The sequence below is a fragment of the Sphingobacterium spiritivorum ATCC 33861 genome (assembly GCF_000143765.1).
GTDB classification, from domain to species: Bacteria; Bacteroidota; Bacteroidia; order Sphingobacteriales; family Sphingobacteriaceae; genus Sphingobacterium; species Sphingobacterium spiritivorum.
In genome coordinates, this window is record NZ_GL379770.1 from 845,269 (window position 1) to 869,872 (window position 24,604).

General features: G+C 41.5%; 16 protein-coding genes. 9 read left to right on the top strand and 7 right to left on the bottom strand.

From position 1 onward, the window contains the following. Positions 1–30 precede the first annotated feature (30 nt). The 3 genes from HMPREF0766_RS03830 to HMPREF0766_RS03840 all read right to left on the bottom strand — a co-directional run bounded on the left by HMPREF0766_RS03830 (position 31) and on the right by HMPREF0766_RS03840 (position 3,316). Positions 31–1,236, bottom strand: coding sequence for a FecR family protein (locus tag HMPREF0766_RS03830; protein ID WP_002993885.1), 1,206 nt, complete (start codon positions 1,234–1,236; stop codon positions 31–33). Positions 1,237–1,325: 89 nt separating this feature from the next. Further along, entirely contained in the window at positions 1,326–1,919 is a 594-nt protein-coding gene (locus HMPREF0766_RS03835) for an RNA polymerase sigma factor (RefSeq protein WP_002993886.1), read from the bottom strand. Positions 1,920–2,269: 350 nt separating this feature from the next. Beyond that, positions 2,270–3,316, bottom strand: coding sequence for an NAD(P)-dependent alcohol dehydrogenase (locus HMPREF0766_RS03840; RefSeq protein WP_037459905.1), 1,047 nt, complete (start codon positions 3,314–3,316; stop codon positions 2,270–2,272). Between the two features lie 367 nt (positions 3,317–3,683). Between HMPREF0766_RS03840 and HMPREF0766_RS03845 the strand changes: the two genes are divergently transcribed. From HMPREF0766_RS03845 to HMPREF0766_RS03875, 6 genes are all read left to right on the top strand, one after another. Further along, on the top strand, positions 3,684–4,241 hold the full coding sequence (locus HMPREF0766_RS03845; RefSeq protein WP_002993890.1) for an RNA polymerase sigma factor: 558 nt from the start codon (positions 3,684–3,686) through the stop codon (positions 4,239–4,241). Positions 4,242–4,904: 663 nt separating this feature from the next. Continuing rightward, complete coding sequence (locus HMPREF0766_RS03855; RefSeq protein ID WP_002993893.1) at positions 4,905–5,954, top strand: FecR family protein; 1,050 nt, start codon at positions 4,905–4,907, stop codon at positions 5,952–5,954. Between the two features lie 74 nt (positions 5,955–6,028). Then, entirely contained in the window at positions 6,029–9,298 is a 3,270-nt protein-coding gene (locus tag HMPREF0766_RS03860; RefSeq protein WP_002993895.1) for a TonB-dependent receptor, read from the top strand. A gap of 14 nt (positions 9,299–9,312) precedes the next feature. Continuing rightward, positions 9,313–10,905 (top strand): RagB/SusD family nutrient uptake outer membrane protein, encoded by a 1,593-nt coding sequence (locus HMPREF0766_RS03865; protein ID WP_002993897.1) that lies wholly within the window; start codon positions 9,313–9,315, stop codon positions 10,903–10,905. Between the two features lies 1 nt (position 10,906). Then, complete coding sequence (locus HMPREF0766_RS03870) at positions 10,907–11,776, top strand: endonuclease/exonuclease/phosphatase family protein (protein ID WP_002993899.1); 870 nt, start codon at positions 10,907–10,909, stop codon at positions 11,774–11,776. Between the two features lie 2 nt (positions 11,777–11,778). Then, positions 11,779–12,588, top strand: coding sequence for an endonuclease/exonuclease/phosphatase family protein (locus tag HMPREF0766_RS03875; protein WP_002993901.1), 810 nt, complete (start codon positions 11,779–11,781; stop codon positions 12,586–12,588). A gap of 95 nt (positions 12,589–12,683) precedes the next feature. Here the strand turns inward: HMPREF0766_RS03875 and HMPREF0766_RS03880 are convergent, their stop codons facing one another. From HMPREF0766_RS03880 to HMPREF0766_RS03895, 4 genes are all read right to left on the bottom strand, one after another. After that, a complete protein-coding gene (locus HMPREF0766_RS03880) occupies positions 12,684–13,229 on the bottom strand; it encodes a DinB family protein (protein ID WP_037459907.1) in 546 nt (181 codons plus the stop codon). A gap of 48 nt (positions 13,230–13,277) precedes the next feature. Continuing rightward, complete coding sequence (locus HMPREF0766_RS03885) at positions 13,278–13,811, bottom strand: Crp/Fnr family transcriptional regulator (protein WP_002993905.1); 534 nt, start codon at positions 13,809–13,811, stop codon at positions 13,278–13,280. Positions 13,812–14,583: 772 nt separating this feature from the next. Next, positions 14,584–15,765, bottom strand: a complete 1,182-nt coding sequence (locus tag HMPREF0766_RS03890) for a PepSY-associated TM helix domain-containing protein (protein ID WP_002993907.1) — start codon at positions 15,763–15,765, stop codon at positions 14,584–14,586. Positions 15,766–15,767: 2 nt separating this feature from the next. Beyond that, positions 15,768–18,056 (bottom strand): TonB-dependent receptor, encoded by a 2,289-nt coding sequence (locus tag HMPREF0766_RS03895; RefSeq protein WP_002993909.1) that lies wholly within the window; start codon positions 18,054–18,056, stop codon positions 15,768–15,770. Positions 18,057–18,789: 733 nt separating this feature from the next. Between HMPREF0766_RS03895 and HMPREF0766_RS03900 the strand changes: the two genes are divergently transcribed. The 3 genes from HMPREF0766_RS03900 to HMPREF0766_RS03910 are packed head-to-tail and all read left to right on the top strand — an operon-like array spanning position 18,790 to position 24,604. Next, complete coding sequence (locus HMPREF0766_RS03900) at positions 18,790–21,855, top strand: SusC/RagA family TonB-linked outer membrane protein (RefSeq protein ID WP_236590551.1); 3,066 nt, start codon at positions 18,790–18,792, stop codon at positions 21,853–21,855. A gap of 41 nt (positions 21,856–21,896) precedes the next feature. Next, positions 21,897–23,261, top strand: a complete 1,365-nt coding sequence (locus HMPREF0766_RS03905) for a RagB/SusD family nutrient uptake outer membrane protein (RefSeq protein WP_002993911.1) — start codon at positions 21,897–21,899, stop codon at positions 23,259–23,261. Positions 23,262–23,272: 11 nt separating this feature from the next. Beyond that, complete coding sequence (locus HMPREF0766_RS03910; protein ID WP_002993912.1) at positions 23,273–24,604, top strand: hypothetical protein; 1,332 nt, start codon at positions 23,273–23,275, stop codon at positions 24,602–24,604.

Sequence of the window (24,604 nt, forward strand, 5' to 3'; positions counted from 1 at the left end):
GAACATCTCCAGTTTTTTATCTCTTTAGGTCTAGTGTTTAACCATTATCCTCCTTTCCTCGATTTTAAATTTGTAACTTGTATTCATCTGTATGACATCCAGCAGATCTGATAACATCACATCTCTGGAAATAGAACCGGACAACGGCTCGTCTTTGAAATTCTTGTCAGCAAATACAAACTCTACATTGTACCATCGTTCTATTTCTGAGATTACAGAGAGGAGAGAAGTGTTGTTAAAAACAAATTTGCCGTCTTTCCAGGCGCTGATCTCTTCTACATTGACATGACGGACGGTAATCACATCTCTGGCCAGTGCCTGCTCACCCGGATGCAGGATCATACTGGTCTTGTCGGGGAGTGTGACGCTGACTTTTCCCTCAACCAATGTGGTTTTGACTCCCTTTTTTGTATCGTAGGTGTTGATATTGAATGTTGTTCCCAGTACTTCCACGTCCTGTCCTTCTGTATGGACAATAAAAGGTTGTCTGGAATTCTTAACCACTTCAAAAAATCCTTCGCCGACTAACGTTACTTCACGTTTATCACCGCGGAATGTGACCGGATACCGGATCGAAGACATGGCGTTAAGGTGTACTTTGGAGCCGTCAGGCAGAACAACCATCGTATAGGCCGCTTTAGATGTTTCGATTATATTGGTTTTGGTTTCTATCTCGTGTTGATTGTCGTACTCATAAGAGATCTGACCATCTTTGCTTTTTACAATGCGGAATCCTTTCTCTTCATAGATCACGCCCGTTACGGCGGTATCGAGATTTATTTTTTTACCATTCTCAAAAGTCAATGTAGCAGCAGATACAGCGGGGTGCACGTCATTGGACTTTTGTACAAGGCCGGGATGGATATCTGCCGTTTCAGGCCTGTTTAAAAAGAAGAGTCCGCAAACAAGGAGAATGCTGGCTGCTGCAGCGATCCAGCTCCATGTACGAAATATACCTGTTGAGGGTTTGCTGGCATCGGAGGATATGCTTGCTACAGATTTATCTGCTATAGTAGAATTGATCTTGCCGTAAATCCGGAGTAGTCTCTGGTCAATCAGTTCATCTGCCAGGTCTGTATCCGCATCGACAGAACCGAGTTCCTGCTGTACAATTTTTTTCAGTTCATCATTACTAAGCTCAGAAAGTTGGAGAAATAAGATTTCGTATTCCTCTTTATCTATCCTTTTTGTAAGATATTTTTTCAGTAATAGGCTAAGCTCAGTTGTATTTTTCATGAATTGTCGGCTTTTGGACGCGGTTCTGATATGAATACGTTCAAAAACAAAAAACTCACTATTCGAAAAGTGAAAAAAAGTAAAAAAAATTAAAAATCTTTGAAAATCATTAAAATCAGAGCTGATTTTAAGGTGTTCTCATGTTCTATAGCATATTTTTTAAGAAATTTCATAGCAATCACGAGCTGATTACTGATCGTTGAATACGAAATATTCAACTCTTCACTGACTTCTTTATATGATTTACCTTCTATCTTACATAATCGAAAGATCAGTTTTCGCTGTGGAGGCATTTGTTCAATCGCCTGCTCCAGGATATTCAGATTTTCCTTGTAGATATAGTCTTCATCCGGAGAAGTGCTGTACTCCATAAAATTGTCCCACAGTTCTTTCTGTAACTTTTTGTCCCGTGTTAATTTTCTGAATACATCTATTGCCATATGATCTGCCATACGGAGAATATAGGCCGAGAAAGGTTTGTCTGCATCTATGGTTTCGCGCATATCCCAGATTTTGATAAAGAGACTCTGAAGGATTTCATCTGCGGTTTCCTGATCTTTGAGGAGGAAAAGAAGTCGTTTGTAGATGATTTTCGAATATCGTTTGTAGATATGTTCAAATGCTTGTGCACTTCCTCCTGAAAACTGGAGAATGATTTCTTTATTTAAATCTGTTGCAGTCATTTGACGAAAACGAGTATAGTATTTTTTAGTGTCAGGTTAATTATCGGATGTAAGCCTTTTATAAAATTGCCATCATATAGTCAGTTATAAGACATCAGATATACAAACATTAAGTAAAGGTCATAACAGGCCTGTGAATTTTTGCTTATACTGTAAATATAAACCTTTTTGAGCATATCTGTATAGTCTCCGGTTCAATGAAGCATAAAAAAATAAGAAAGAAGGCCGGAATGCTGTAATTAAAGAGAAGAGTGGGGAGAACCTGTGTTACTCAAAAGTTGAAATTTATCTTTCAGGTAACAAGTAAAACAGCTACCCGGCAGGATAGCTGTTTACATTTTTGCAAGAGATTATAAAGTCGCCATGTCAATAACAAAACGATACCTTACATCTCCTTTGATCATGCGGTCATAAGCCGTCTGAATATCTTTGATATCAATAAGTTCAATATCCGATACAATTTGATGCTCTGCGCAGAAATCTAACATTTCCTGAGTCTCAGCAATGCCTCCGATTCCGGATCCGGCAACGCTTTTGCGGCCGTCAATAAATGCAAAAGCCGGTATTTTGTGCGCCTCAGGTGGTACACCAACGATGATATGCACACCATTTGTTCTCAAAAGAGACATATACATGGCCATATCATGTTCGGCACTAACAGTATCCAGGATAAAATCAAATGAATTTTTTGCCTTTGCCACTTGTTCCGGATCCGTAGTGACTACGAAATGATGTGCTCCCAATTTGCGGGCATCGGCTTCTTTATTCGGAGAAGTACTGAGTACCGTTACTTCAGCGCCGAATGCGACTCCAAATTTAACAGCCATATGTCCCAGTCCACCCAGTCCCAATACAGCCAGCTTGTGTCCTTTGCCTACTTTCCAATGTCTTAACGGAGAATAGGTGGTAATGCCGGCGCATAATAGAGGTGCTGTAGCAGCAAGAGAAAGAGATGCAGGCACATGTAATACGAAATCTTCATTGACAACTATCGTATTGGAATATCCACCATAAGTAGGGGCTCCGTCTGTATACTTGTTGACACCGTTATAGGTCTGTATATTTCCGTTGTCGCAATACTGCTCCAGTCCTTCCTGGCAGTTAGGGCAGGTTCTGCAGGAATCAACCATACATCCTGTTCCGGCCAGATCACCTACTTTGAAACGGGTCACATGCTCACCTACTTTGATGACTTTACCTACAATTTCGTGTCCCGGAACCATCGGGAATATTCCCGGAAACCAATCGTTGCGTATCTGATGAAGATCTGAATGACAGACTCCACAGTACTGAATGTCAAATTGTACATCATGGGGACCTACTTCACGACGCTCAAATTCCCATTCGGCCAAATCCGAAGTCGGAGTTTGCGCTGCGTATCCTTTTGTTGTAATCATAGTATATTGTTTGTTTTTTAAAGCTAACATGAATGTACAGCTTTTGTTTTATGCCGGAAGATATGTTTGTGTTTATTTTTTGTAATAAAATTGTGTGTCAGATCCGGAATGTGTATCCGGAACACAGAGGGTATGCGTATACACTGACGTTTGATTAGTCACTTACTTTATTTACGGATTCATTTGGGATATTATAAGAGATAGTACTATCTTTAGTACAGCATTTTATAAACCTGGCTGATTTTGATCAAATACTTTGGGCTTTATCCTTATTTTACACATATTTAAAATAAAAGATATACAGGCTTAACATCATTTGTTCAAATTAGCGACTTAATTCAACCCATGAAATCCCAACAGCGAAGTAATGTCCTGGTCTAATTTTATACATGGTGATGCAAAGGCATTTGAATCTATCTATCAGCAATATATAGATGATCTGTTTGCCTTTGGCCTCAAGTTTCATGCAGATCGGGAAACTGTGCTGGACTGTATACACGACTTATTTCTGGATCTCTATGACAATCCGCGTATTGCGAAGGATGTAGAAGTTAAGTATTACCTGTTCTCAGCGTTGAGAAGAAGAATTCTCAAACGTAAGAAAGCAGATGTATATGAACCGCTGGAGAGTCTTCCGGAAAATGTATGGGCAATAGGTTCACATGAACTGGATCTTATTCTGAAGGAAAATCAGGATATCAATGTGCAGAAGGTCAAACAGGAAATAGATAAGCTACCCAAGCGTCAGAAAGAAGTATTGTATCTTAAGTACTATATGGAATTTTCCTATGAGGAGATTGCCAGCATTATGAATGTCAGTGTGGAATCCTGTCGTACATTATCTTACAGGGCATTCCGGGTGCTCAAATCTCATATGGGGCCTTTGGAATATATGTCAGCCCTGATTTATATTTTTTTAAAATAGATTTTCGGAAACTGAATATTACTACAACACAAATTTATATCAAAATAATCAATGGTAAAGTTGGTAATATTGTAAATTAAATAAGGTATCGCATAAATTTAAAAGTATGGAGAATGCCCTTGCTGCACAATTATAAGTTCAATACTGTAAGAGAAACTCATACTATAGGCATATGCTATTTTTTGTACTTTAGCTATTTATAAAAGTTAAACCTGAAATCAGTTGCACAATATCAAGCATATTTGGTATTATTGGCAAAATTTTATGAGGGTTATAAACAAGGTAGTGACCATTTTGTAAAGAAATTACCTGAAAAGATGAAATTGATTGATTATAAAAATAATGAAAAATAAGATAGGGTTTAACCTGGTTTTCGCATTAATTGCTTTTCCGATTGGATTAGCATTACTTCGTGAATTTGATTTCCAGACTTTTACATTTAAAAAAACGGCATTAGGTATTCTTTATCTTATTACATTTATAGCTTGTGTGTTTTTTATGCTAAGGAAAAATAAAATTGATGGTACTAACTGAAATTCATTAACAAGCGTATTATTAATTACTCTTACCAAATCGTTATCAGATTTGTTTAAAAATTTTAAAATAAAATGTCTATGCCGCTGTACTTTTTTGCTCTTTGTATATAAAGGGGAAATATAGCATTTGGAAAAGCATAGAAACCAATTAAAAAAAATATTTGATCTGCCGGAAAATGAACAGCTGACAGATCCGGAAAGAGCAGAACTGATGGCCTCTGTAATCCGTCGCGGACGGCAAAAGAGACATCGTTCCATATACCTGATGCTCACTGCAGCCTGTGTCTTATTAATCGGATCACTTTTTATTTTCTACCCCCGGGCGGACGATACCTCATTCGACCTTTCTAGGGTTGCGGAATTTAATCAGAAGCGATTTGAGTCTACCGATCAGACTCAGATTGTCAAATCTAAAATTTTCATTTCACCCATTACCAATGATCCCGGTCTGCTGTCCGGAGATGTTTCCTATGCAGCGGATAGTATGCTGGATTTGTCTGACGAGTCAGCCGCTTCTTATACTACGATATATGTTCCGAACGGACACCGGCAGGAAGTGACATTGACAGATGGTACCAGGGTCTGGCTGAATGCAGGGTCTTACCTCACAATGGACAAAAATATGAGGGGCAAAGAGCGTAGGGTTTACCTTAACGGAGAAGCCTATTTTGATGTGACACATACCGGGAAGCCATTTTTTGTACAGATGAAAGCGCATACGGTAGAGGTCGTAGGTACTTCATTTAATATCAATAGCTATGAACGTGATCAGCAGACTACTGTGGAGCTGATCACGGGAAAAGTATTGTTTCATAGTAATAGCAAAGGTTTTGAGAAAATAGCAATGAGTCCCGGACAGCGTATTGCTGCTTATGAGAATCCAGGCAGGGTGGTGATTGATAAGTCGGGCGTGGCGCAGGATATTCTGTGGACCAAAAAGCAAATATCATTGAATAAGATCAGACTTCAGGATCTCTTCCGGAAAATAGAACGTCTGTATAATGTATCTATAGATGCTGATCCTGCACTGGATAATATAGATCTTTCCTACTCGGGGCGTCTGGATTTGCGGGAAGATGTTGTCGCTGTACTGAAGAATATATACGAACTCAGAGATTATCAGATAATATTAAAAGAAAAGGAGGTGACTATAAGAAAACCTAAATCTACTAAATAAGAAGAATAAGGAGGAGCTGCTACTCCCCCTTATCACATTTATTGATCTTAAACAGTTAAAATCGTACTAAAATTATGAAAAAAAAGCAATCCTGGCAACAAATGGCCGGGTGGAGGCATTTTGATGTCAAATTCTACTATTATATGAAAGTTACCTCCCTATTGACTACTTTACTTTTTATGACATTTGCCGCCAATGCCTATTCACAGCGGGTGTCTTTAAAACTAAGTAATGTTACCTTTAAAGTCTTTCTGCAATCTATTCAGGATCAGACTAATGTAGCATTACTCTACAACGATCACCTTATCGAAAATAAGCGGATATCTGTACAGGCGAATCAGGTGGAATTGCGTGAACTTCTGAAACGGGAGCTGCCGAAATACGGTCTGGATTATACTATCAGTGGTAATCAGATTACGCTGGTTCCGTCTGCTGTAAGCCGCACCGTAGCAATAGAAACCCGGCCGCAGGAATTGATCCGGATCAAAGGCCGTGTATTTAACAGCGGAGAACCTCCGCAGGCGCTTTCGTCCGTCTCTGTCGCTGTACTGGGCGGAAGTCAAGGTGTGCATACCGATGAAGGTGGATATTATGAACTGGAAGTGCCTAAAGGTGCGACCTTAGTTTTCAGTATGGTGGGATACCATAGCAAACAGGTTCCTGTCAACAAGACTGAAAATAACCTGACCATTTCTCTGCTGGAGAATGTTTCGGATCTGGAAGAGGTCGTTGTCGTGGGGATGACCGAAATGCAGCGTAAACACATTGCAAGTTCTGTAGCCAGTCTGGATATCAAGTCCAGTATTGAAGGCAAGCCTATTACCAATCTTTCCCAATCATTGCAGGGTGGAGTGACCGGTTTACAGGTACAACAGGGATCCGGTCTTCCGGGAGGAGATGCCGCCAGTATAAAGATCAGGGGGATCTCTACGTTAAATAATTCCGATCCGCTGGTGTTGGTCGATGGGGTACCTATGGATATGAACCATATCGATCCGGTGACGATTGAAAGTGTAACTATTCTGAAAGATGCAGCAGCTGCGGCTATATATGGAGCGAGAGCAGCGAATGGTGTGATTCTGGTGACCACCAAACGGGGTAAAGCCGGTCAGATCAATATTTTATATGACGGATACCTGGGCATGCAGACACCAACGATACTGCCTGAATTCGTAGATGCCCCGACTTATATGCGTATGTATAACTATGCACAGGTGGCTTCAGGCGGACAGGTATTTTATTCTGACGATCAGATTGCGAAGACAGAAGCCGGAGATGATCCGGTCAATTATCCGAATACCAACTGGACAAAGGAACTGATCGATGAGTACTCGCCTTTGACATCACATTCGCTATCGGTTAGCGGAGGGAATGATGTGGCGCGATTTGCAGTAACGGGTAATTATATGAATCAGCAGGGAATGATCCCGCAGAACAAGATGGACCGCTTTAATATACGTGCCAATACCTCGGTATCCTTGTCCAAAAGATTTTTAATTAATCTGGATGTATTGGGGATCCGCCGGAATACGATGTATCCTAACCGACCCATTTCGAACGGGGGCAGCCGTTTGCTGGATGATCTGTACCGGCTTCCGCCTACAGTCTTGCCTAAATATCCTCAGGAAGAAGGCTGGCCGACAATTTACGGACGCTATGCAGATATTGTCAATCCGATTGCGTATTCTGAAGTAGGGGGAAGTATAGGATACCAGTATGATCAGGCTACGATCAATCTTCAGCCCAAATGGTCTATTACTAATGATTTGAATATCAGGGGACAATTCAGCTACCGGCTCAACAGTGATGTATATAAGCAAAACAGGGATAATTATTATTTCTTTGATTACTATACCAAGCAACTTGTACAGACCTGGGCTGTTCAGCGTGATGCGTATTCTGAAGTACGGGATACCTATTACTACCTCAGTGGTGCTGTAGATTACAGTAAGAATTTTGGTAAACACAATCTTTTTGCGATGGGTGGTTTTTCAATGGAAAAATTCAACAATGGATACTGGAATTCTTCAGCTCTGGTATCTTCTTATGCAAAGGTCAACTATGCTTATGCAGATCGCTATCTGCTGGAAGCCTCTTTCCGTGCAGACGGCTCATCCAAATTCGGCCCTAATAATAAATACGGATATTTTCCCTCTGTTGCATTTGGCTGGAATGTGCACAATGAATCTTTCTTTAATGTAGAGGCGATCAGCAATTTTAAAATCAGAGCATCGTATGGTCAGCTTGGGAATGAGAATATAGGATTGTACCGCTATCAGAATCTGATCAATACCAGCAACGGTACAGAGAGTGTATGGGGTAATCCGGATATTTCGTGGGAGAAAGTGAATATTCTGGATATAGGATTGGATATGGCTTTGTTTCAGAATAAACTAAGCCTGACTTTTGATTACTACGATAAGAAGACTTCAGATGTTATTCTGTATCCTTCCGTAGCCCCTTCGGGCGCCATAGGTTCTGCTCCGTTGAATGCCGGTGAGGTGACCAACAAAGGTGTGGAACTTTCATTGAATTATAATGGTAAGCTAAGTCAGGATTTTGACTTTTCAGTCCGTCCTGGTATTACGTACAATAAAAATAAGATCACTGATCTGCTTGGCGGACCTTATATCAGTGGTATAGAGATCAATGAAAAAGGATCCAGTATCAAAAGTTACTACGGTTATGCTTCCAACGGAATTCTGCAGTATTCGGATTTTGAAGCAGACAAGACGACAGCCAAAGTACCGGTTGTAGCCGGGCAGGGGCCCGGAGATATCAAGTATATCGATCTTAACGGTGACGGTATCATCGATGAGAATGATCAGCAGATCATAGGTGATCCTACACCGCGTATCAATTATTTTGCAAATTTTAATTTCCGGTATAAAAATCTGGATCTGGAATTTCTGCTTCAGGGTACCGGTGATCATGATTATTCGGGTAATCTGGGAGGAAAATCTGCAGGATACTTATGGCATCCTCTTAATATGAGTGCTTCCGGAGGGGTTCCTACAACGTACAGAGCTGCCAATACCTGGCGTGAAAATAATCAGGACGCCATCTTTCCACGCTTACTGGCCAATCCGGCTACGAATGTATTGCGAAGTGATTTCTGGTTGTTCAATGCACGGTATATGCGTGTCAAATTTATCCAATTAGGCTACAGGCTCAATCCTGCTTTTATGAATAAGTATGGTATCAAATCCAGCCGTATCTATATGAACGTGCAGAACCCGTTTATTTTTACCGATGTGAAAATGGCGGATCCCGAATCTCAGGGTGGTTCTTATACCTATGCTATTATGAAAACATTTTCTCTGGGTCTAACTGTTAATTTTTAATCTGAAAACCTGAAATGAAAAATAATATTAAATATTTAGTTTACAGTATGTTGTCTCTGTCTTTGCTGCAGACTTCATGCGAAAGTTTTCTGACCATTGATAGCCCCACAGGTGTGACGGATGAGCAGTGGTGGAATACGGAAACGGATGCGTACAATGCGATAGCTTCTGTATATGTCGGTATCCCGGGAGGTTCGTCCGGACGTAATATTATGTACTATGCCGGCCTGACAGATGAAGCGGTGCACCGTGGAGATTTTAAAGGAGACTACGACAGTTTTACCCGTGGACTGGCAACCAGCAGATGGGGAGTTGCCAATTCCATCTGGCAGGATGATTACATCTGTGTGAGAAGAGCAAACCGATTTCTTGAAAATGTAGACCGTGTATATATGGACGCTACGTTGAAAGATAGAATGAAACTGGAAGCAAGAGCGCTGAGAGCTTATTATCATATGGAACTGATGCTGCTATTCGGGGATATTCCGTTACTGGAGCGTTCGCTCACTCCCGAAGAAAATACACAACCCCGCACGGCGGAGCAAAAGGTCTATGAATTTGTTGTCAGTGAACTGAAATACTGTGCAGAAAATTTGCCTTCCTCTTATGTCAATGCGGATCGCTGGCGTATGACCAGTGGTGTCTGCTGGTCGCTGTTATCCCGATTGGGACTGATCAAAAAAGATTTTGAACTCGCAAAGACAGCATCCAAAAAAGTAATAGAGTCCGGGGTTTACAAACTGTGGGTCAATAATACAAACCGATCGGCGAGCTATAGCGAATTATTTAGCTATGCGGGCGAACTTAATGATGAACGTATATTCTTTAAGGAGAACGGATGCAGCAATGCATGGACTACATTTGCGCCTTTCGGTATAGGTGGTGAGACCTATCTGTCACCTACCAATAAAGTGATAGATAACTACGAAACCAGACAAGGAAAGACTATTCAGGAACTGGGACGCGATTCTATGCTGGTCTATCAGAAGAATCCGAATTTTAATAATAACAGAGATCCGAGGTTGCGTGCTTCGGTATTTGTACCGTATGAAAGTTTTCAGGGACAGTATACGTTAGATCCGTTTTATAATCCCAGTGATAAGATAGGGGAGACCAAGTCTACCGCTACAGGGTTCTGGATTAAGAAATATGTGGACGCCCGCGACAGACAGTCTAAGAGTGGCAGTCTGGATTTTATGATCATTCGCTATGCTGAAATTTTATTGAATTACTCCGAAGCGCTTATTGAATCTGGTGAATGGAATCATGCTGATGTTACCAGATACATCAATGAAGTGCGCTCCAGAGCAGCTATGCCTGCGATCAATACGGGACTTTATAATTCGCAGGCCAGGATGAGAGAGCTTATCCGAAGGGAGAGACAGGCAGAGCTTGCATTTGAAGGGGGGCGCTATTTTGATATCCGAAGATGGGGCATTGATACTGAAGTGCTGAACGGTGAGGTGTACGGAGCGACCAACCCTACTACCGGAGAGCTGGTAAAAGTCCAGACCCGCAAGTATAACCGATCCCGCGAAGGACTGTGGCCGATCCCGGAAAATGAAATTATTGCTAATCCTAATATAGTTCAAAATCCAAATTATTAATATGAAAAGCAACACGATATTATATGGCTTACTTAGCCTTTTTATATTAGTCTCTCTTTCTTCCTGTCGTAAGTCCTACAGTGCAGGAGACTGGGATATTCTTCCGGAAAAAGAAACCCCTAATCCTGTAGATTCGGGAAGTAATGCACCGACAAAAACATTGAAAGTGATGTCTGTCAATATGCGTCTCAGTACGATTCCTGACTTTGCGACCATGATCACCTATATTAAAGAGTATAATCCGGATCTGTTGTTTCTGAGACAGATAGATAGTGCAACGACACGGGTAGAGAAGGTCAACAGGCCTCAGGTTATGGCAGATTCATTGGGTATGGAAGTGTTTTTCAAAAAGAACTTTGATTACCAGACCGGAGGGTTCGGGAATGCAGTTCTTTCCAAATTTCCCATCAAAGAAAAGGTTGCACAAATCCTGAGACGTGAAGATGGAAATACGGCGGAACTGCGTAGTGCGGTGATGATCCGTGTAGAAGTAGAGAAAGGTCATGATGTTTATTTTGCAGGCACAGAGCTGGATCCTTCTGTCGTGAACAACAGAAATCTGCAGGTAATAGATCTCCTGAATATGACAGAAAAGATTACCGAACCTGTGATTCTGGTGGGTAATTTTAATGAGCAGGAGAGTGCGAACGGGCAAGTGCTTAGCTACTTAAAAGGCTCATTTACTTTTGCCTGTCTGGGTGCAGGCTGTCCGATGAATTCACCGAAAGCCAGCCCTACCGGTATATATGATTATATCACTTTCAAAGGTGCGGGTGGGAAACTGGCTTTGTCCAATTATCTGGCCTTTCCGAAATCTGCAAATACTTTTCTGCCGATGACAGCTTCTTTTAAACTAAAAATCGAACAATAATTATGAATAAACTTAAAATTTTGATGCTTACCTGTTTTGTAAGTATAGCATCACTGGCCTGTTCCAGCGATAAGAAGGAAATCCCGGAGCCGAAAACAGAAAAAAGTAAACTGACGGTTATCACGTATAATATCCATCATGGAGCACCGGAAAACTCGGAGGTTGTCAATCTGGAAAATATTGCAAACACGATCAAACAGAAAAATCCGGATCTCGTTGCTTTACAGGAGGTGGATGTCAATGTGCCTCGTTCAGGTAAAGTAGACCAGGCAAAGAAATTAGCCGAGCTATTGAATATGAACTATTACTTCTCTAAATCATTAGATTATAACGGAGGAGAATATGGAGTTGCTATATTGAGTAAATTTCCGATCTCGAACACAAGAAGACTGGAACTTCCTATGCCTGTTGCCGGAGAGAAAAGAACCGTGGCAATGGCAACAATAGATCTGGGAAATGGAAAAACACTGGAGTTTGCGTCTACTCATCTGGATCTGAATGTTCCTAATCGTACCGCACAGGCAACTTTTCTCAATGAACTGAGTGTGCAGCTCAATAAACCGATTATGATTGGCGGAGATTATAACGCTGAAAGTAATTCGGTAGAATTGACCGAATTGCGTAAACAATATACCTTGTCCTGTGTCAATGGTTGTCCCAATTCTTTTCCTGTGCGTAATCCGACAAAGGCAATAGATTTTGTTGCGTCTAATAAGCTTGCTGTTCAGCAATATAGTTTGTTGTCAGCAGTTGCACTTACAGGGAGTTATGCTTCAGATCACCTTCCTGTAGTGGCGATATACAATTACTAAGACAAGGAGACAATTATTCCTTATTATATTAAAAAAAAGCCAGAGTTTGTTGAAGAACAAACTCTGTTTTATTTTGCCTGATCATAGCGTTCCCTTCACAATATCCCTATTCTTTTGATCTGTTGCATATGTCTTTCATTGTGGTAGATCAGTATTCTGAAAGTGTCTCCCAGTCTGATCTTAATCCATCGGGAAATGCTGATGCTTGTTTTTATTTTCTGAAGATCCGCTTCTCTTGCGGTGTTCAGAATGTGGATGAGACGCTGCTGTTGCAGGATGAAGGTACGGATCACATCTGCAGTGAGCTGACTACCGATAGGATCCATTTGTTTAAAAGTCTTCATCTTATTCAGTTTCCTTTTGGGCAGCATCATATTGGCAAAGTAATTTCCAAGCAGGCCACTTTTAAAAATTTTTCGGGAAGGGGCAGAGCTTGATTTTATACGTTGTTCAATTTCCGGAAGGTAAAAGTCTGCATACCTGTTGAGGTGTTCTATGCATTCCAGCGTACTCCAGGATCCCTCATAGGGTCGTTTGTTGAGTTCCTCAGGAGAATTATTTTGCAACTGTTGCGCCAATGCTATATGTTGAGTTGTCAGCTCAATCAGCTCATTAATCAATGTAGAGGATTCTATTTTCATATCTTGTTCAAAGCTCCTCTTTTCCATTTAAATAAATCTTGACTGAAATCAAGATTTTTGAAGTCTGGATAATGTTTCCGGACTCATTCGCAGGTAGTTGGCGATGTACTTATTCGGAATCTCCTGAAATAAACGGGGACTCCTTTTCTGTATGCGTTCGTATCGCTCCCGCGGAGAACTGATCAGAATATCCTTTTCCCGTTCTACCTGTTGTAATATCAAATCTTCCAGTATCTGATTCCACAGGATGAGCTTATCCGGGGCAGATTGTATAAACTGTTGTAAAGAGGATTTGTTTGCTATTCTGACTGTGGTTTTTCGGATTGCCTGAATATAGAAATCGGTCGGTTTGCCCGATAAAAATGAATCTAAAGAAACAATTAAATTATCGGAATATCCAAATCTGATATTGCGCTCTTCTTCACCATCCATCATAAAAATCCGCAGGCTGCCACTGTCTATCCAGTATATGTGCTGGTCAATAGAGTCCTTTGTGCAGAGAAATTCATGACGCCGGAGAGTAACAGTCTTATCAAACAGATTAGCATGCTTAAGTTTATTTGCTATGTTATCGACTTTCATGTGCCAAAGTGATGGAAATAGTAAGTATTTATAGTGTAAAAGTATTGAATTAGATTAAAAGATGAGATTTTGATTTAATTTATGTGTTATGTGGGTGTGTGTTGGATGTTTTCTGTCTCTTTTGTGAATGTTTTTGTGTTTTTATTCCTAAATCTGTTGATTTTACGTGAAAATAAAAAGGTTTTCAAACGGGGGAGAATGAAAACCTTTTAATAACCAATTATAAATTGTAATATGAGGAGCTGTAAAGGTAGTAATTATATTTTAAAATTCAAATTTTACATCAAAAAAAATAATAATATTTGTATTTTTTTATTGTTGACAATGAATTTTTAAGATTTTTTTAGACTTAATTGGGGTTGTTTTGGTTTTTTATGTTTGATTATTGTGATTTTAGTCTATTTTTATGAGTGTTTTTTTAGTTTTTGATCTTTTATTTTGCGTTTCTTTCCTTTTTTTAAATTTTTAAGATTTTTTTGCCGATAATTTTGGGAAAAAGCAATTAAAAGTTGTGATGTAGGTCAAATGTTGATTTGAAAAACTATTCAGAATTTTATAGAAAGAATAACGATTTGAGACTTTTTTAAATCCGTTATTCTGTTTACAGTTCTCTTAAACCACAGTAAACATCTGCTGCTGAAACGTATGATCTCTTATTGTCTGAATATCCTAAATTATTCCTACGGGTCTCCAAAATATTAATTGCTCAGTACCTGGGCGTATCATGGGAAAAATTGAACCGGCTCAACCGCTGGTGGGCCTGATCTAACCGTCAGGCAGGTTGTATGTGCCTTTTTTTTCTGCGGTTGTATTTTTTATTGGATTTGGATGATTTTTGCCACCAAAGAATATACCCTGTTACAGGCAAGGAGGCGCAGAAAAGAGAAATAAAGAAAGCCAGAATTTTAGTTGGCAAACCACCTATGCTTCCTACATGAAGATCATAATTCATAGAGCGCAGTTTTTCTCCTCCCGAGAGATTGTCATCACTCTTTATATTGATGATCTGTGCTGTCACAGCATCAAAATAATACCATTTGAACCTACTTGTTTTATCTTTTTGTAAGCGAATCTGTATGTCTACAGGTTTGTCGGCTTCATTACGAAGACGCAAAGACATCATGTCCGCGGTTGGATAGTTTTTGATTGCAAAGTAAAGGGCTTTATCCATTGCTGAGGCTTCCGGTCCGGACACAAGGGGATAAGTTGGCTTGTTCTGTTTAATTTCATCCGTCCCCAGATGATTGAAAAAATTCACATAGGATTTCTCAAACGCTGGAAATGCAAATACCAATCCTGTTATACCTATTACGAGTCCGATAAAAAGACTGTAAAACCCAAATACATTATGGAGATCATAGTTGAGTCTTTTCCATTTGGCCTTCCGGTCTATCCAGAGGCTGCGTTTTAATGTTTTTCCTTTCCATCTTTTCGGCCACCAGAGGATGAGTCCGCTGATCAGCAAAAGCACAAATACCGCGGTAGCATAGCCGACTATCGGGTGTCCATACTTTTTTCCCAGCAAGAGATTGAGGTGCATTTGCAGAACAAGCTGAAAGAATTCATTCTTCGAATCTTCTACTGCTGTGACTGCTCCGGTATAGGGATTCACAAATACACGATCATAGTAGCTGTAATAATTCCAGTGCCCGAATGCATTTTCATTTGTTTTGGATGCTCTGAATATCCATGTGCGGGACGGATCGGGATAGAGGTCTGCACGCGTGATACGGTGGGATGGCGGTAATGCCGCCTGAGCATGGGCAATAAGCGTACTCAGAGGCATAGGTGCATCATTGTGTTTCTTTTCTAAGAAATATTTTTGCGGATAGAAGAGCAGTTTCAATTCTTCCTGAAAAACATAGAGGCATCCGGTAATACCCAGAGAAAGTACCACTATACCACTGAGGATTCCCATCCACTTATGTATCCATAGAACTGCTGAACGCAACATATTTAAAACTTATAATGGATATTAATATTTGCCTGCATGCCATTTCCTCTGGCATATTCGGCATCTATGGCGCGATACTGGCTGACTGTAGGATAGTACGTCGTGTTGAAAAGATTTTCTACACCCAGACCCAGGCTCCATTGGGTATTGATTGTATAGGCTGCGGACAGATTGAATAAGTCCACAGGTTTGATTGGGCCTTCACTGTTGTTATATTTTCCTTTGTCATTGAGAGGAAAGCGGTCTCTTGAGCCGGTATGTACCCAGAAGAGTTGAAGATTCCATTGGGAAGCCGGTCTGTAATACACGTAAGCTGTGGCTTTAGGCGGAGCTATACGCGATCCGTTGAGGTATACCTTACGCCCGTCATCAAATTTAGCTTTTCCTTCTACAAAAGCATAGTTTGCGCCCAGCGTCCATTTTGGTGAAAGTCTTGCTTCTGCAGCCAGTTCATATCCCTTTACATTTTCAGGTTCACGCTGTGCGACCAGAAAGCCTCCCACATCGACCAGATTGACTCCAAGCTTGGATGTACTGATGTAGTAGGCCGCTGATAAATGAAGCCAATTATACTGACTTGAAAATCCTACCTCATAGTTATTGGTGATAATAGGATCTGTCTCCAGCTGATCTAACGTATTTGCTTTTGCACGACGAAGTATACGTCCGAGTTCATTGATAGCAAAACCCTGAGAGAAACTCACAAAAGGATTAAAAATGTCATATTTCGTATAGCGGAGGCCGGCATTAAACATACTCGCTTTGTAGGGAATCTTTCCTCCTGATACAGCTATACTTCCCTGTCCATCAGGTCCGGTTGCGATGGTGTTAAAATCTTTTACCTTGACGGTCGCATTTTCATAGCGTACTCCTCCTTTAAAAATAAGGTTTTCCAGTACATCCATTTTTAATTGTGCGTAAGGTGCAAAGTTAACCATATTCATATCCGGAATATAGATTCTGCCATCTGTCAGATTTTGATTTGTAACGTCGTTCAGTAAATCCAATCCATATGTTACTTCTGTAGGGTTATTTCCGATGCGGAAAGGCGTGTTGAGATTAATCCGGACTCCTTTTTTCTCGGAATTGATCTTTGTCTGTCCCGGTCCGTACCATGCTGTTCCTGAGGGTACATATCTATTCATGGAACTGAAAGAATTGTAATATCCGCTGAGATCCAGTTGCGTCTGTCCGAAAAGATTACGTTTTGTCAGGTTTACCATAATATTATGATTGTATGGAGTGCCTGCATTTTCTCCCGGTTCTTCACCGCGCACACCGATGGCCTGAGATTCTCCGTATACCCCAGCCTGATTGATATAGCGTGTATGTTGTGTACTGTTGTACAGATTGTAGAATGCACTTATAGAAGTATTACTATCCAGATCATACCCCAGTTTGATAAAAGCATTATACTGATAAGAGTTGGCTATACCATCCTGCTGTCCGATAGGTAAGCCTTTTCCGTCTCTTTGCAGGCCTGTATAATCTGCAGATCCGCTAACTGTATAACTGAATTTGTTGCTTCTGCCTGAAAACATTTGTGCAAAGCGATAGCCCAGAGTCTGACCCGGATGCACCGGATTGAAGGAAGTTCCTGCAAATGTCTGTCCGGAGAGAGGTACATTATCCGTATTCTTTTTGGTGATGTAATTGATAATACCTCCACCGGATCCGTTGCCATATATAGAGGTTGCTCCTTTGATTACTTCTATACGTTCGATTACACCTGGATCTATAGTGCGGAGGTCGCGACTGCCATTCATCAAGGGAGTAGACTGAGGGATTCCGTCAATCAGCACCAATACTGCACGACCTCGTAGTGTCTGTCCCGAATTAGTGGATTTGTTATTGGATGTTCCCAGTCCTGGTATCGTATTGCCGAGAATAGAAGCCAGATTAGAAGTGATGTTGATCTGTGCCTCTATTTCTTTGCGGGTCAGAATAGATACGGAAGATGGTATTTCATCTATGCTCTCTGCTTTTCTACCGGCTGTGACAACGACCTCATCCAGGGATCTGCTGTCTTTTAGCGTGATAATAAAGGGATTTGAAAGTGTGTCTGTGCGTAATATACCTGTATAAGTCTGGTATCCGAGAGAAGAGACGGTCAGCTGAAATGTATCGGAAGATTGCCGAGGGATGTTGAATGATCCGTCCCGTGTGGTAGATCCTGTAGCTTTTTTGTTGAGGTAAACTGTTGCGTGCGGGAGAGGACGTTTACTTTCATCGCGGACAAGAAGTTGTATGGATTGTGCTTGTGCAATAGTGTGATTTAGTTGAAAGATCACCAAGCAAAGCAGACTGCATCTGAAAAATCTAACTTGTAGTTTGGATAAGGGAAGAGACATTTTAAATATGTGTTCTTATTTGGACTTAATTTAAATAAAGTTGTAAAAGTATGATATAAAGGAGTATGTTGCAACATTAATTTTGAAATAATCAGGGTGGAGGAGGATTTAATCTAAAAAATGTTTAATCGGCGATTTTTATTCTTGAGAGATAGCTGTCAGATGCAGCGTATTCTTGTGGAATTTCAGGCTGACTGAAGGCTTTTAAAAATCTGTTCAGAAAGGAAAATTAAAAATAATTAATAAAGTCTATTGATTTAGTAGATTTTATTGTATGTTTGTACTTGTATTATGACTATTTAACATTGATCAGTGTTTCTGAGCCTCCTGGAGATCAATCTTTCAGCGTTCAGTAACATCTCAAAACACAGTAAAATGAATTAAAATTTACCTTTATCTAAGAACATGAAAACACAAACCTTTACCTCACTCTCTGCGTTATCCCTTAACACTGTATTGCGAATGTGCAGCCCGATGTGCATGTGTTGATACAATAACTCTTTCAATCGTTTATTGGCAATGATCTAAGGTGTCTTCAGGGATATCATTGGATAGCTATATTCAAAAAACAGGGAAGTATAAACTACCTCCCTGATGGTCTCATATCAACAACAAGTGTTCAATTGGCGTTGTGGCTTGTTATTGAAATTTTATATTAAAACCAATCAAAAATATGAAAAATAATACTAGAAACCGTGTTTTTAGTACACTTCTTTGCATGGTTTTCCTTTGTGGAATCTATGTAACGGCATACGGTCAATCTACTCCGCTGATCAATGCCTCTATCGCCGGAAAGGTGATTGACTCACTGACACGTAATCCTATAGCAGGAGCGACGGTACAGCTTGAGGCTGTAACGCATCAGGTACAGACGGACGAACTTGGAAATTTTAAACTGGTCACGGGCCAGAAACTTCCTGCAACAGTGATTGTCAGCGTGGTCGGGTATACCAAACGTAAAGTGGTGATACGCTCTTCACCAGCAGTTATTGTCTTATCTCAAAATCAGGACCAACTGGATGAGGTCGTTGTTGTCGGATATGCGCAAAAGCGCCGTTCTTCCGAAACAGGTGCTATTACCGAGGTCAAAGGCAAGTCACTTGAATTTCAGGGAGGTGTCAGTCTAAGTGAAAAGATACAGGGGCTTGCTCCGGGTTTGCAGATTGCTTCGGCTTCCGGTGTCGAGGGCGGTTCCGCATTAGTCAGGCTGCGCGGAGCGACTTCTATCAATGCAAATAATGATCCGCTGTACATTATTGACGGTGTATTTATTAATAGCAGATCCCTGCAGAATGTAAATGCCGGAGGACAGAATATCAATCCGCTGGCCGATATCAATCCTGCAGATATTGAATCTATCGAAGTTTTCAAAGACGCAAATGCTACGGCCATGTATGGCTCCCGTGGTGCAAACGGAGTTATTATAGTCACTACTAAAAGAGGAAAACGCAATGCTGCTACCCGCATCAATCTTAACTCTGTGATCGGTAAGGCTACTACGCCCAAGGTCTGGAGTCTGGTAACAGGGCCGGAGCATGCTTCCATTCTGAATCAGCAGTGGATCAATGATGGTAAGAGTTATGAAACACGACCTTACCGTCCGCTAAGTGAAGGCGGAGCCGGCAATCCGGAAGACCAGGGAACCTACGACAGATTGAGTCTTATTTTCCGGGATCCGGTGCAGACCACACACAACCTTTCTGTTGCCGGAGGAGGAGAGAAGACTTCTTTCTTTCTGAGCGGAGAATATACCAAACAGCCATCTATCCTCAAATTACAGGATTTTAACCGACTCTCCTTCCGTACCAATCTGGACCATCAGATCAGTTCGGCTCTTTCCATCGGGACAAGCATAGCTTACAGCAGTACCGAACGGGAGACCGTACCGACAGGAGATACCGGAGGTATTACCAATACCGGATTGCACACGCCGACTTTGACTCCTTTGTTTAATACAGACGGAACCTACAACAGAGGGGAGCGCTTCAATAATCCGTATGTATTGCTGGAAAACAGCAATAGCCATGCGTATGGTAAGCACCTGATCGGTAATGTATTTGCAAAATGGAATATATTGAAAAACCTGAGTTTTAAATCGTCTTTCAGTCTGGATGATAATTCTTACAATGAAGTGATCTATTACAATGCTAATCTTAATCAGGGTCTGGCTACAAACGGAAGCGGACGTGATGTGCTTTCGACTGAAACAACATGGGTCGCTGAACAGTTGCTGAATTATATTCCCTTATCCGATAAAGAACATTTCCTTTCGGTTTTCTTTGGCAATACATTACAACGCGGTTTTATAAGCCGTGCCTCGCTGACAGGTACCAATTATCCAAGTACGCAGTTTACAACGATCTCTTCAGCAGCGGTGACTACAGCCTCAGCTACCGGCAGATTATATAACGGACTGATCTCCTATTTCGGTGGCGTGAACTATACGTTTAAAGACCGGTATAGCTTAGATGCGAATGTACGTACAGATGCATCGTCCCGGTTCGGAGCGAACAATCGCTGGGCGACATTTCCTTCTGTAGGTGCAGCATGGAATATAGCGAAAGAGGATTTTTTACGTCAGAATCTTTCATTTATCAATACTTTACAGTTGAAAGGTAGTATCGGATGGACCGGGAATCAGGGGATTCCGGACTTCTCTTCTCAACTGCTCTGGACCGGGGGCAACAACTATCTGGATAAACCGGGGGTAGCGCCTACACAGCTGGGTAATGAAAATCTGAAATGGGAAACCACCCGGCAGTGGAATGTAGGACTGGAAACCTCTTTGTTCGACAGACGTGTAAGTCTGAATGTGGATCTTTATAATAAGTATACCAAAGATCTGTTGCTGGAAGTGCCGACTCCGGCGAAGACCGGATTCAGTTCTTCTTACCAGAATTTCGGAGAAATCAGTAATAAGGGATTTGAAATCGAATTGAAAACATTGAATATTACCAATGACCATTTTCAGTGGAATACAACATTCAATATCTCTCACAACAAGAATAAGGTTGAAAAATTATCCAAATCCTTTACCCAATATAACAGAGACTGGGTACGGATAGAAGAGGGATATCCCTTGTATTCTTTCTGGCTGTATAAACAACTGTATGTAGATACACAGACCGGAAATGCGGTATATGATGATTCCCGTACCGGAGACGGAAAGATCACGGTAGATGACCGTCAGATCGTTGGCGACGCATGGCCAGCCATTTACGGAAGCCTGACCAATCAGTTGAGCTATAAGAATTTTTCATTTGCATTTAACTTTTACTTTTCTCAGGGAAATAAGGTGTTTAACATGAACCGTTATTTTCAGGAACACGCAGGGAGCAGAGGGACTTCATGGTCCATGTTGTCCAGCATGCTTCGCAGCTGGCAGGAACCGGGGGATGTGACGGATATTCCGCGTATCACAACTTTGCAAAATCCGGACGGAAGCTACAACCACAATTATGAAAGCAGCCGCTTTCTGGAAGATGCTTCCTTTATCCGTCTGAAGTATATCAATATAGGCTATACCTTTCCGACCGCTCTGCTTGGAAAGCAAACTGTTATCAAAAAACTGGGAGTATATTTCAATGCGACGAATCTGCTGACTTTTACAGGTTACAGCGGGCCTGATCCGGAAGTCAATGTAGCGCAAAGTCAGGCCGGAGCGACTGTTCAGGGGCTGGATTTCTCTATGCCACCACATGCCCGTGTCTATCAGTTTGGAGTCAATCTTACTTTATAATCAACGGATTTTTTTACGATCTGATCATCAATATATTTAAAATGAAAACACAATATCAATATATAATATACCTGCTTCTGGGAACGACATTAGTATCCGGACTTAGTAGTTGCTCTGATTATTTTCTGAATGTTGATCCCACACAATCTATTTCCGGCAATACCATTGTGGTGGATCAAAATACAGCAGAAACGGCTGTTTTAGGAGTTTACAGTGCGCTGCAGTCACGTCTGTATTATGGAGGTGACGGTTACGCTGCGATGGCTTATCTATCCGGTGGTGACCACATCTGGGTAGGTACACTCAATTATTACAACGCTTTTCCCGTACACGAATACCGTGCGGATAATACCTTGATAAATAATGTATGGTACGATATCTATAAGGTCGTGAATGGCGCCAATAATGTGATTGAGAAAGTAGCTGCGCTGAGTAATGAATCTATTACCGCAGATGCAAGAAATAAATTCACAGGAGAAGCTTACTTCCTGCGTGCGCTTTCTTTCTTTGATCTGGCAAAAGCATGGGGCAATATCCCGGTCGTATTGCAGGCGACTAAGTCTCCGTCCGATTTCAGCGGAGTGAAACAAAGCGATCAAAAAACGGTATATGCGCAGGTATTAAAAGATCTGGATCAGGCAGAAACTCTTTTGCCTGCCACTGTAGACCGCAACCGTGTCACTAAGAATACGGTATATGCACTGAAAGCAAAGGTATATCTCTATCAGGAAAACTGGGATAAGGCAATTGAGTATGCAACAAAGGTAATTGGAAATACGAATTACGAACTGGTGCCCTGGTCAACTATTCTGGGCGGACTTAACACAAAGGAATCCATCTTCGAACTGGCCTTTTCAGCGGCTGATCAAAGTGCGCATTTTGGCTCCTGGTCGAGTCTCAGTTACCGCAATCAGTATGGTCCGGGACCTGAGGTATATCAGTTTTTGCAACAGGCAAATGTGGGAGGGGACCGCAAAGCACTGATTACGGACAATTCTACAGCAACTATACGCAATTACTTCATCCAGAAGTTGTACTGGCGCTCTTCGGGAGACAATCCGACGTATATTCTTCGACTGGCAGAACAATATCTGATCCGCGCAGAAGCACGTGCAAAAAGCGCTGCCCCTGATCTGCAAGGAGCCCTTTCAGATCTCAATGCTGTACGCCGGCGTGCGAATGTCAGTGTCAAAGTTCTTTCAAATAAGGAGACGCTGCTGACTGATATCGAGCAGGAACGGAGAGCAGAGTTTGTACTCGAACCTCACCGCTGGTTTGACCTGGTGCGTACAGGGCGTGCATCAACGGTACTGGGTGTCACGGACCAGCGGAAGTGGATATTTCCTATTCCATACAATGATGTGGAAGTCGATGCAGATCTTGTACAGAATCCCGGATATGAATAGTCGTTGTCAGGATGAGTAAATCACAACATGATTCATGGAGCAAAGGCCAGGTCTTTGCTCTGTTTGCAGCCTTTATATTTTTTGGTTTGTTGAGTATTCCCTTCAATCCGGTAATCTTTGCGGACATAAGCCGTAAGTTACTGAGCATTGAAAGTTTTTATCAACTCGCAACATATCATACTTCGTTCTTCTCGGAAGATCAGCATGTCGGACTTCAACTGGAAGGCTATCTTAACTGGATAATTGCACTTGTTGTTGCGCTGGCAGGTGCGGTATTACTGCAGATTCTGTCTAAGCGGGAAGTGGCTGCCGACCGCTTGTATTATGTATTAAGGGTCTTGTTACGGTATCGGTTGGCCATAGCTTTATTGGCTACGGGTATTGTTAAGCTGTTTCCTGTTTTGCTGCCACTGCCCACTCTGAGTGATCTGCATACAGATTATGGTGACTTTTTACCCTGGAAAGTCTATTTTCTGAGTACATCTGTCAGTTCCGCAGGATATGTACCCGCACTGGGTCTGGTGGAAATTGTTGCGGCAGTTTTGCTGTTGTTTCGTAAAACAACTGCTATAGGTGCGGCGATAGCACTATGTCTGTTGCTCAATATAGTATTGGCCAACTATGCATATGGAATAGGGGAGCAGGTCTATAGTTCATTCCTATTGTTGCTGTCCTTTGCTATTTTATGGTATGATCTTCCCAGACTTTACAGCCTGCTCTTTCTGGAAAAATATACTGTTGCAGATACTTTTGAACCTGTATACAGTACCCGCGGTCAGCAATACAGAAAGTGGCTGAAAATAGCTGTACTTGTGTCTACGCTGTTATTAACAGGAGGTATTTACCGGATATGGTCTTATGAGCGCTATCCTTACCCCGAGCAGGCCGGGCTGGAAGATGCTGCAGGCTATTATAATGTTAGCCATTTTGTTCTGAACGGAGATACAGCAGCCTATTCTTTAGAGGATGAGAAGCGATGGAGAAATGTGGTATTTGAAAAGTGGAATACGCTGAGTGTCCGCAACAATAATCCGGCAATCATAGATAGTCTGCGTCCCAAAATTGTTTATCAGCCGGATAGTTTACGCAATTTCGAACACTTGGGTAACGGCGGTCGTCATTTCTACCGATACGAAATCAGAGATGGAGGACGCCGTATTGAACTGCAGAATAAGGTTGTGAAAGATGATCGCTGCGTTTTTCAGGTGGAGCGACACGGAAAGGATCAGCTTATCCTCACCGGTGTGTCTGCCTCTCAGGATTCCCTGAAAATCACACTGCAGCGTACTCCAAAAGAATATTTACTCTACAAGGGTCGTCGTCATCCTATAAAAATCTATTAA

What these genes read in the sequence shown, in the direction of transcription:
- HMPREF0766_RS03830 (WP_002993885.1), bottom strand. Translation starts at nt 1,236, where the DNA reads ATGAAAAATACAACTGAGCTTAGCCTATTACTGAAAAAATATCTTACA.
- HMPREF0766_RS03835 (WP_002993886.1), bottom strand. Translation starts at nt 1,919, where the DNA reads ATGACTGCAACAGATTTAAATAAAGAAATCATTCTCCAGTTTTCAGGA.
- HMPREF0766_RS03840 (WP_037459905.1), bottom strand. Translation starts at nt 3,316, where the DNA reads ATGATTACAACAAAAGGATACGCAGCGCAAACTCCGACTTCGGATTTG.
- HMPREF0766_RS03845 (WP_002993890.1), top strand. Translation starts at nt 3,684, where the DNA reads ATGTCCTGGTCTAATTTTATACATGGTGATGCAAAGGCATTTGAATCT.
- HMPREF0766_RS03860 (WP_002993895.1), top strand. Translation starts at nt 6,029, where the DNA reads ATGAAAAAAAAGCAATCCTGGCAACAAATGGCCGGGTGGAGGCATTTT.
- HMPREF0766_RS03865 (WP_002993897.1), top strand. Translation starts at nt 9,313, where the DNA reads ATGAAAAATAATATTAAATATTTAGTTTACAGTATGTTGTCTCTGTCT.
- HMPREF0766_RS03870 (WP_002993899.1), top strand. Translation starts at nt 10,907, where the DNA reads ATGAAAAGCAACACGATATTATATGGCTTACTTAGCCTTTTTATATTA.
- HMPREF0766_RS03875 (WP_002993901.1), top strand. Translation starts at nt 11,779, where the DNA reads ATGAATAAACTTAAAATTTTGATGCTTACCTGTTTTGTAAGTATAGCA.
- HMPREF0766_RS03880 (WP_037459907.1), bottom strand. Translation starts at nt 13,229, where the DNA reads ATGAAAATAGAATCCTCTACATTGATTAATGAGCTGATTGAGCTGACA.
- HMPREF0766_RS03885 (WP_002993905.1), bottom strand. Translation starts at nt 13,811, where the DNA reads ATGAAAGTCGATAACATAGCAAATAAACTTAAGCATGCTAATCTGTTT.
- HMPREF0766_RS03890 (WP_002993907.1), bottom strand. Translation starts at nt 15,765, where the DNA reads ATGTTGCGTTCAGCAGTTCTATGGATACATAAGTGGATGGGAATCCTC.
- HMPREF0766_RS03900 (WP_236590551.1), top strand. Translation starts at nt 18,790, where the DNA reads ATGAAAAATAATACTAGAAACCGTGTTTTTAGTACACTTCTTTGCATG.
- HMPREF0766_RS03905 (WP_002993911.1), top strand. Translation starts at nt 21,897, where the DNA reads ATGAAAACACAATATCAATATATAATATACCTGCTTCTGGGAACGACA.
- HMPREF0766_RS03910 (WP_002993912.1), top strand. Translation starts at nt 23,273, where the DNA reads ATGAGTAAATCACAACATGATTCATGGAGCAAAGGCCAGGTCTTTGCT.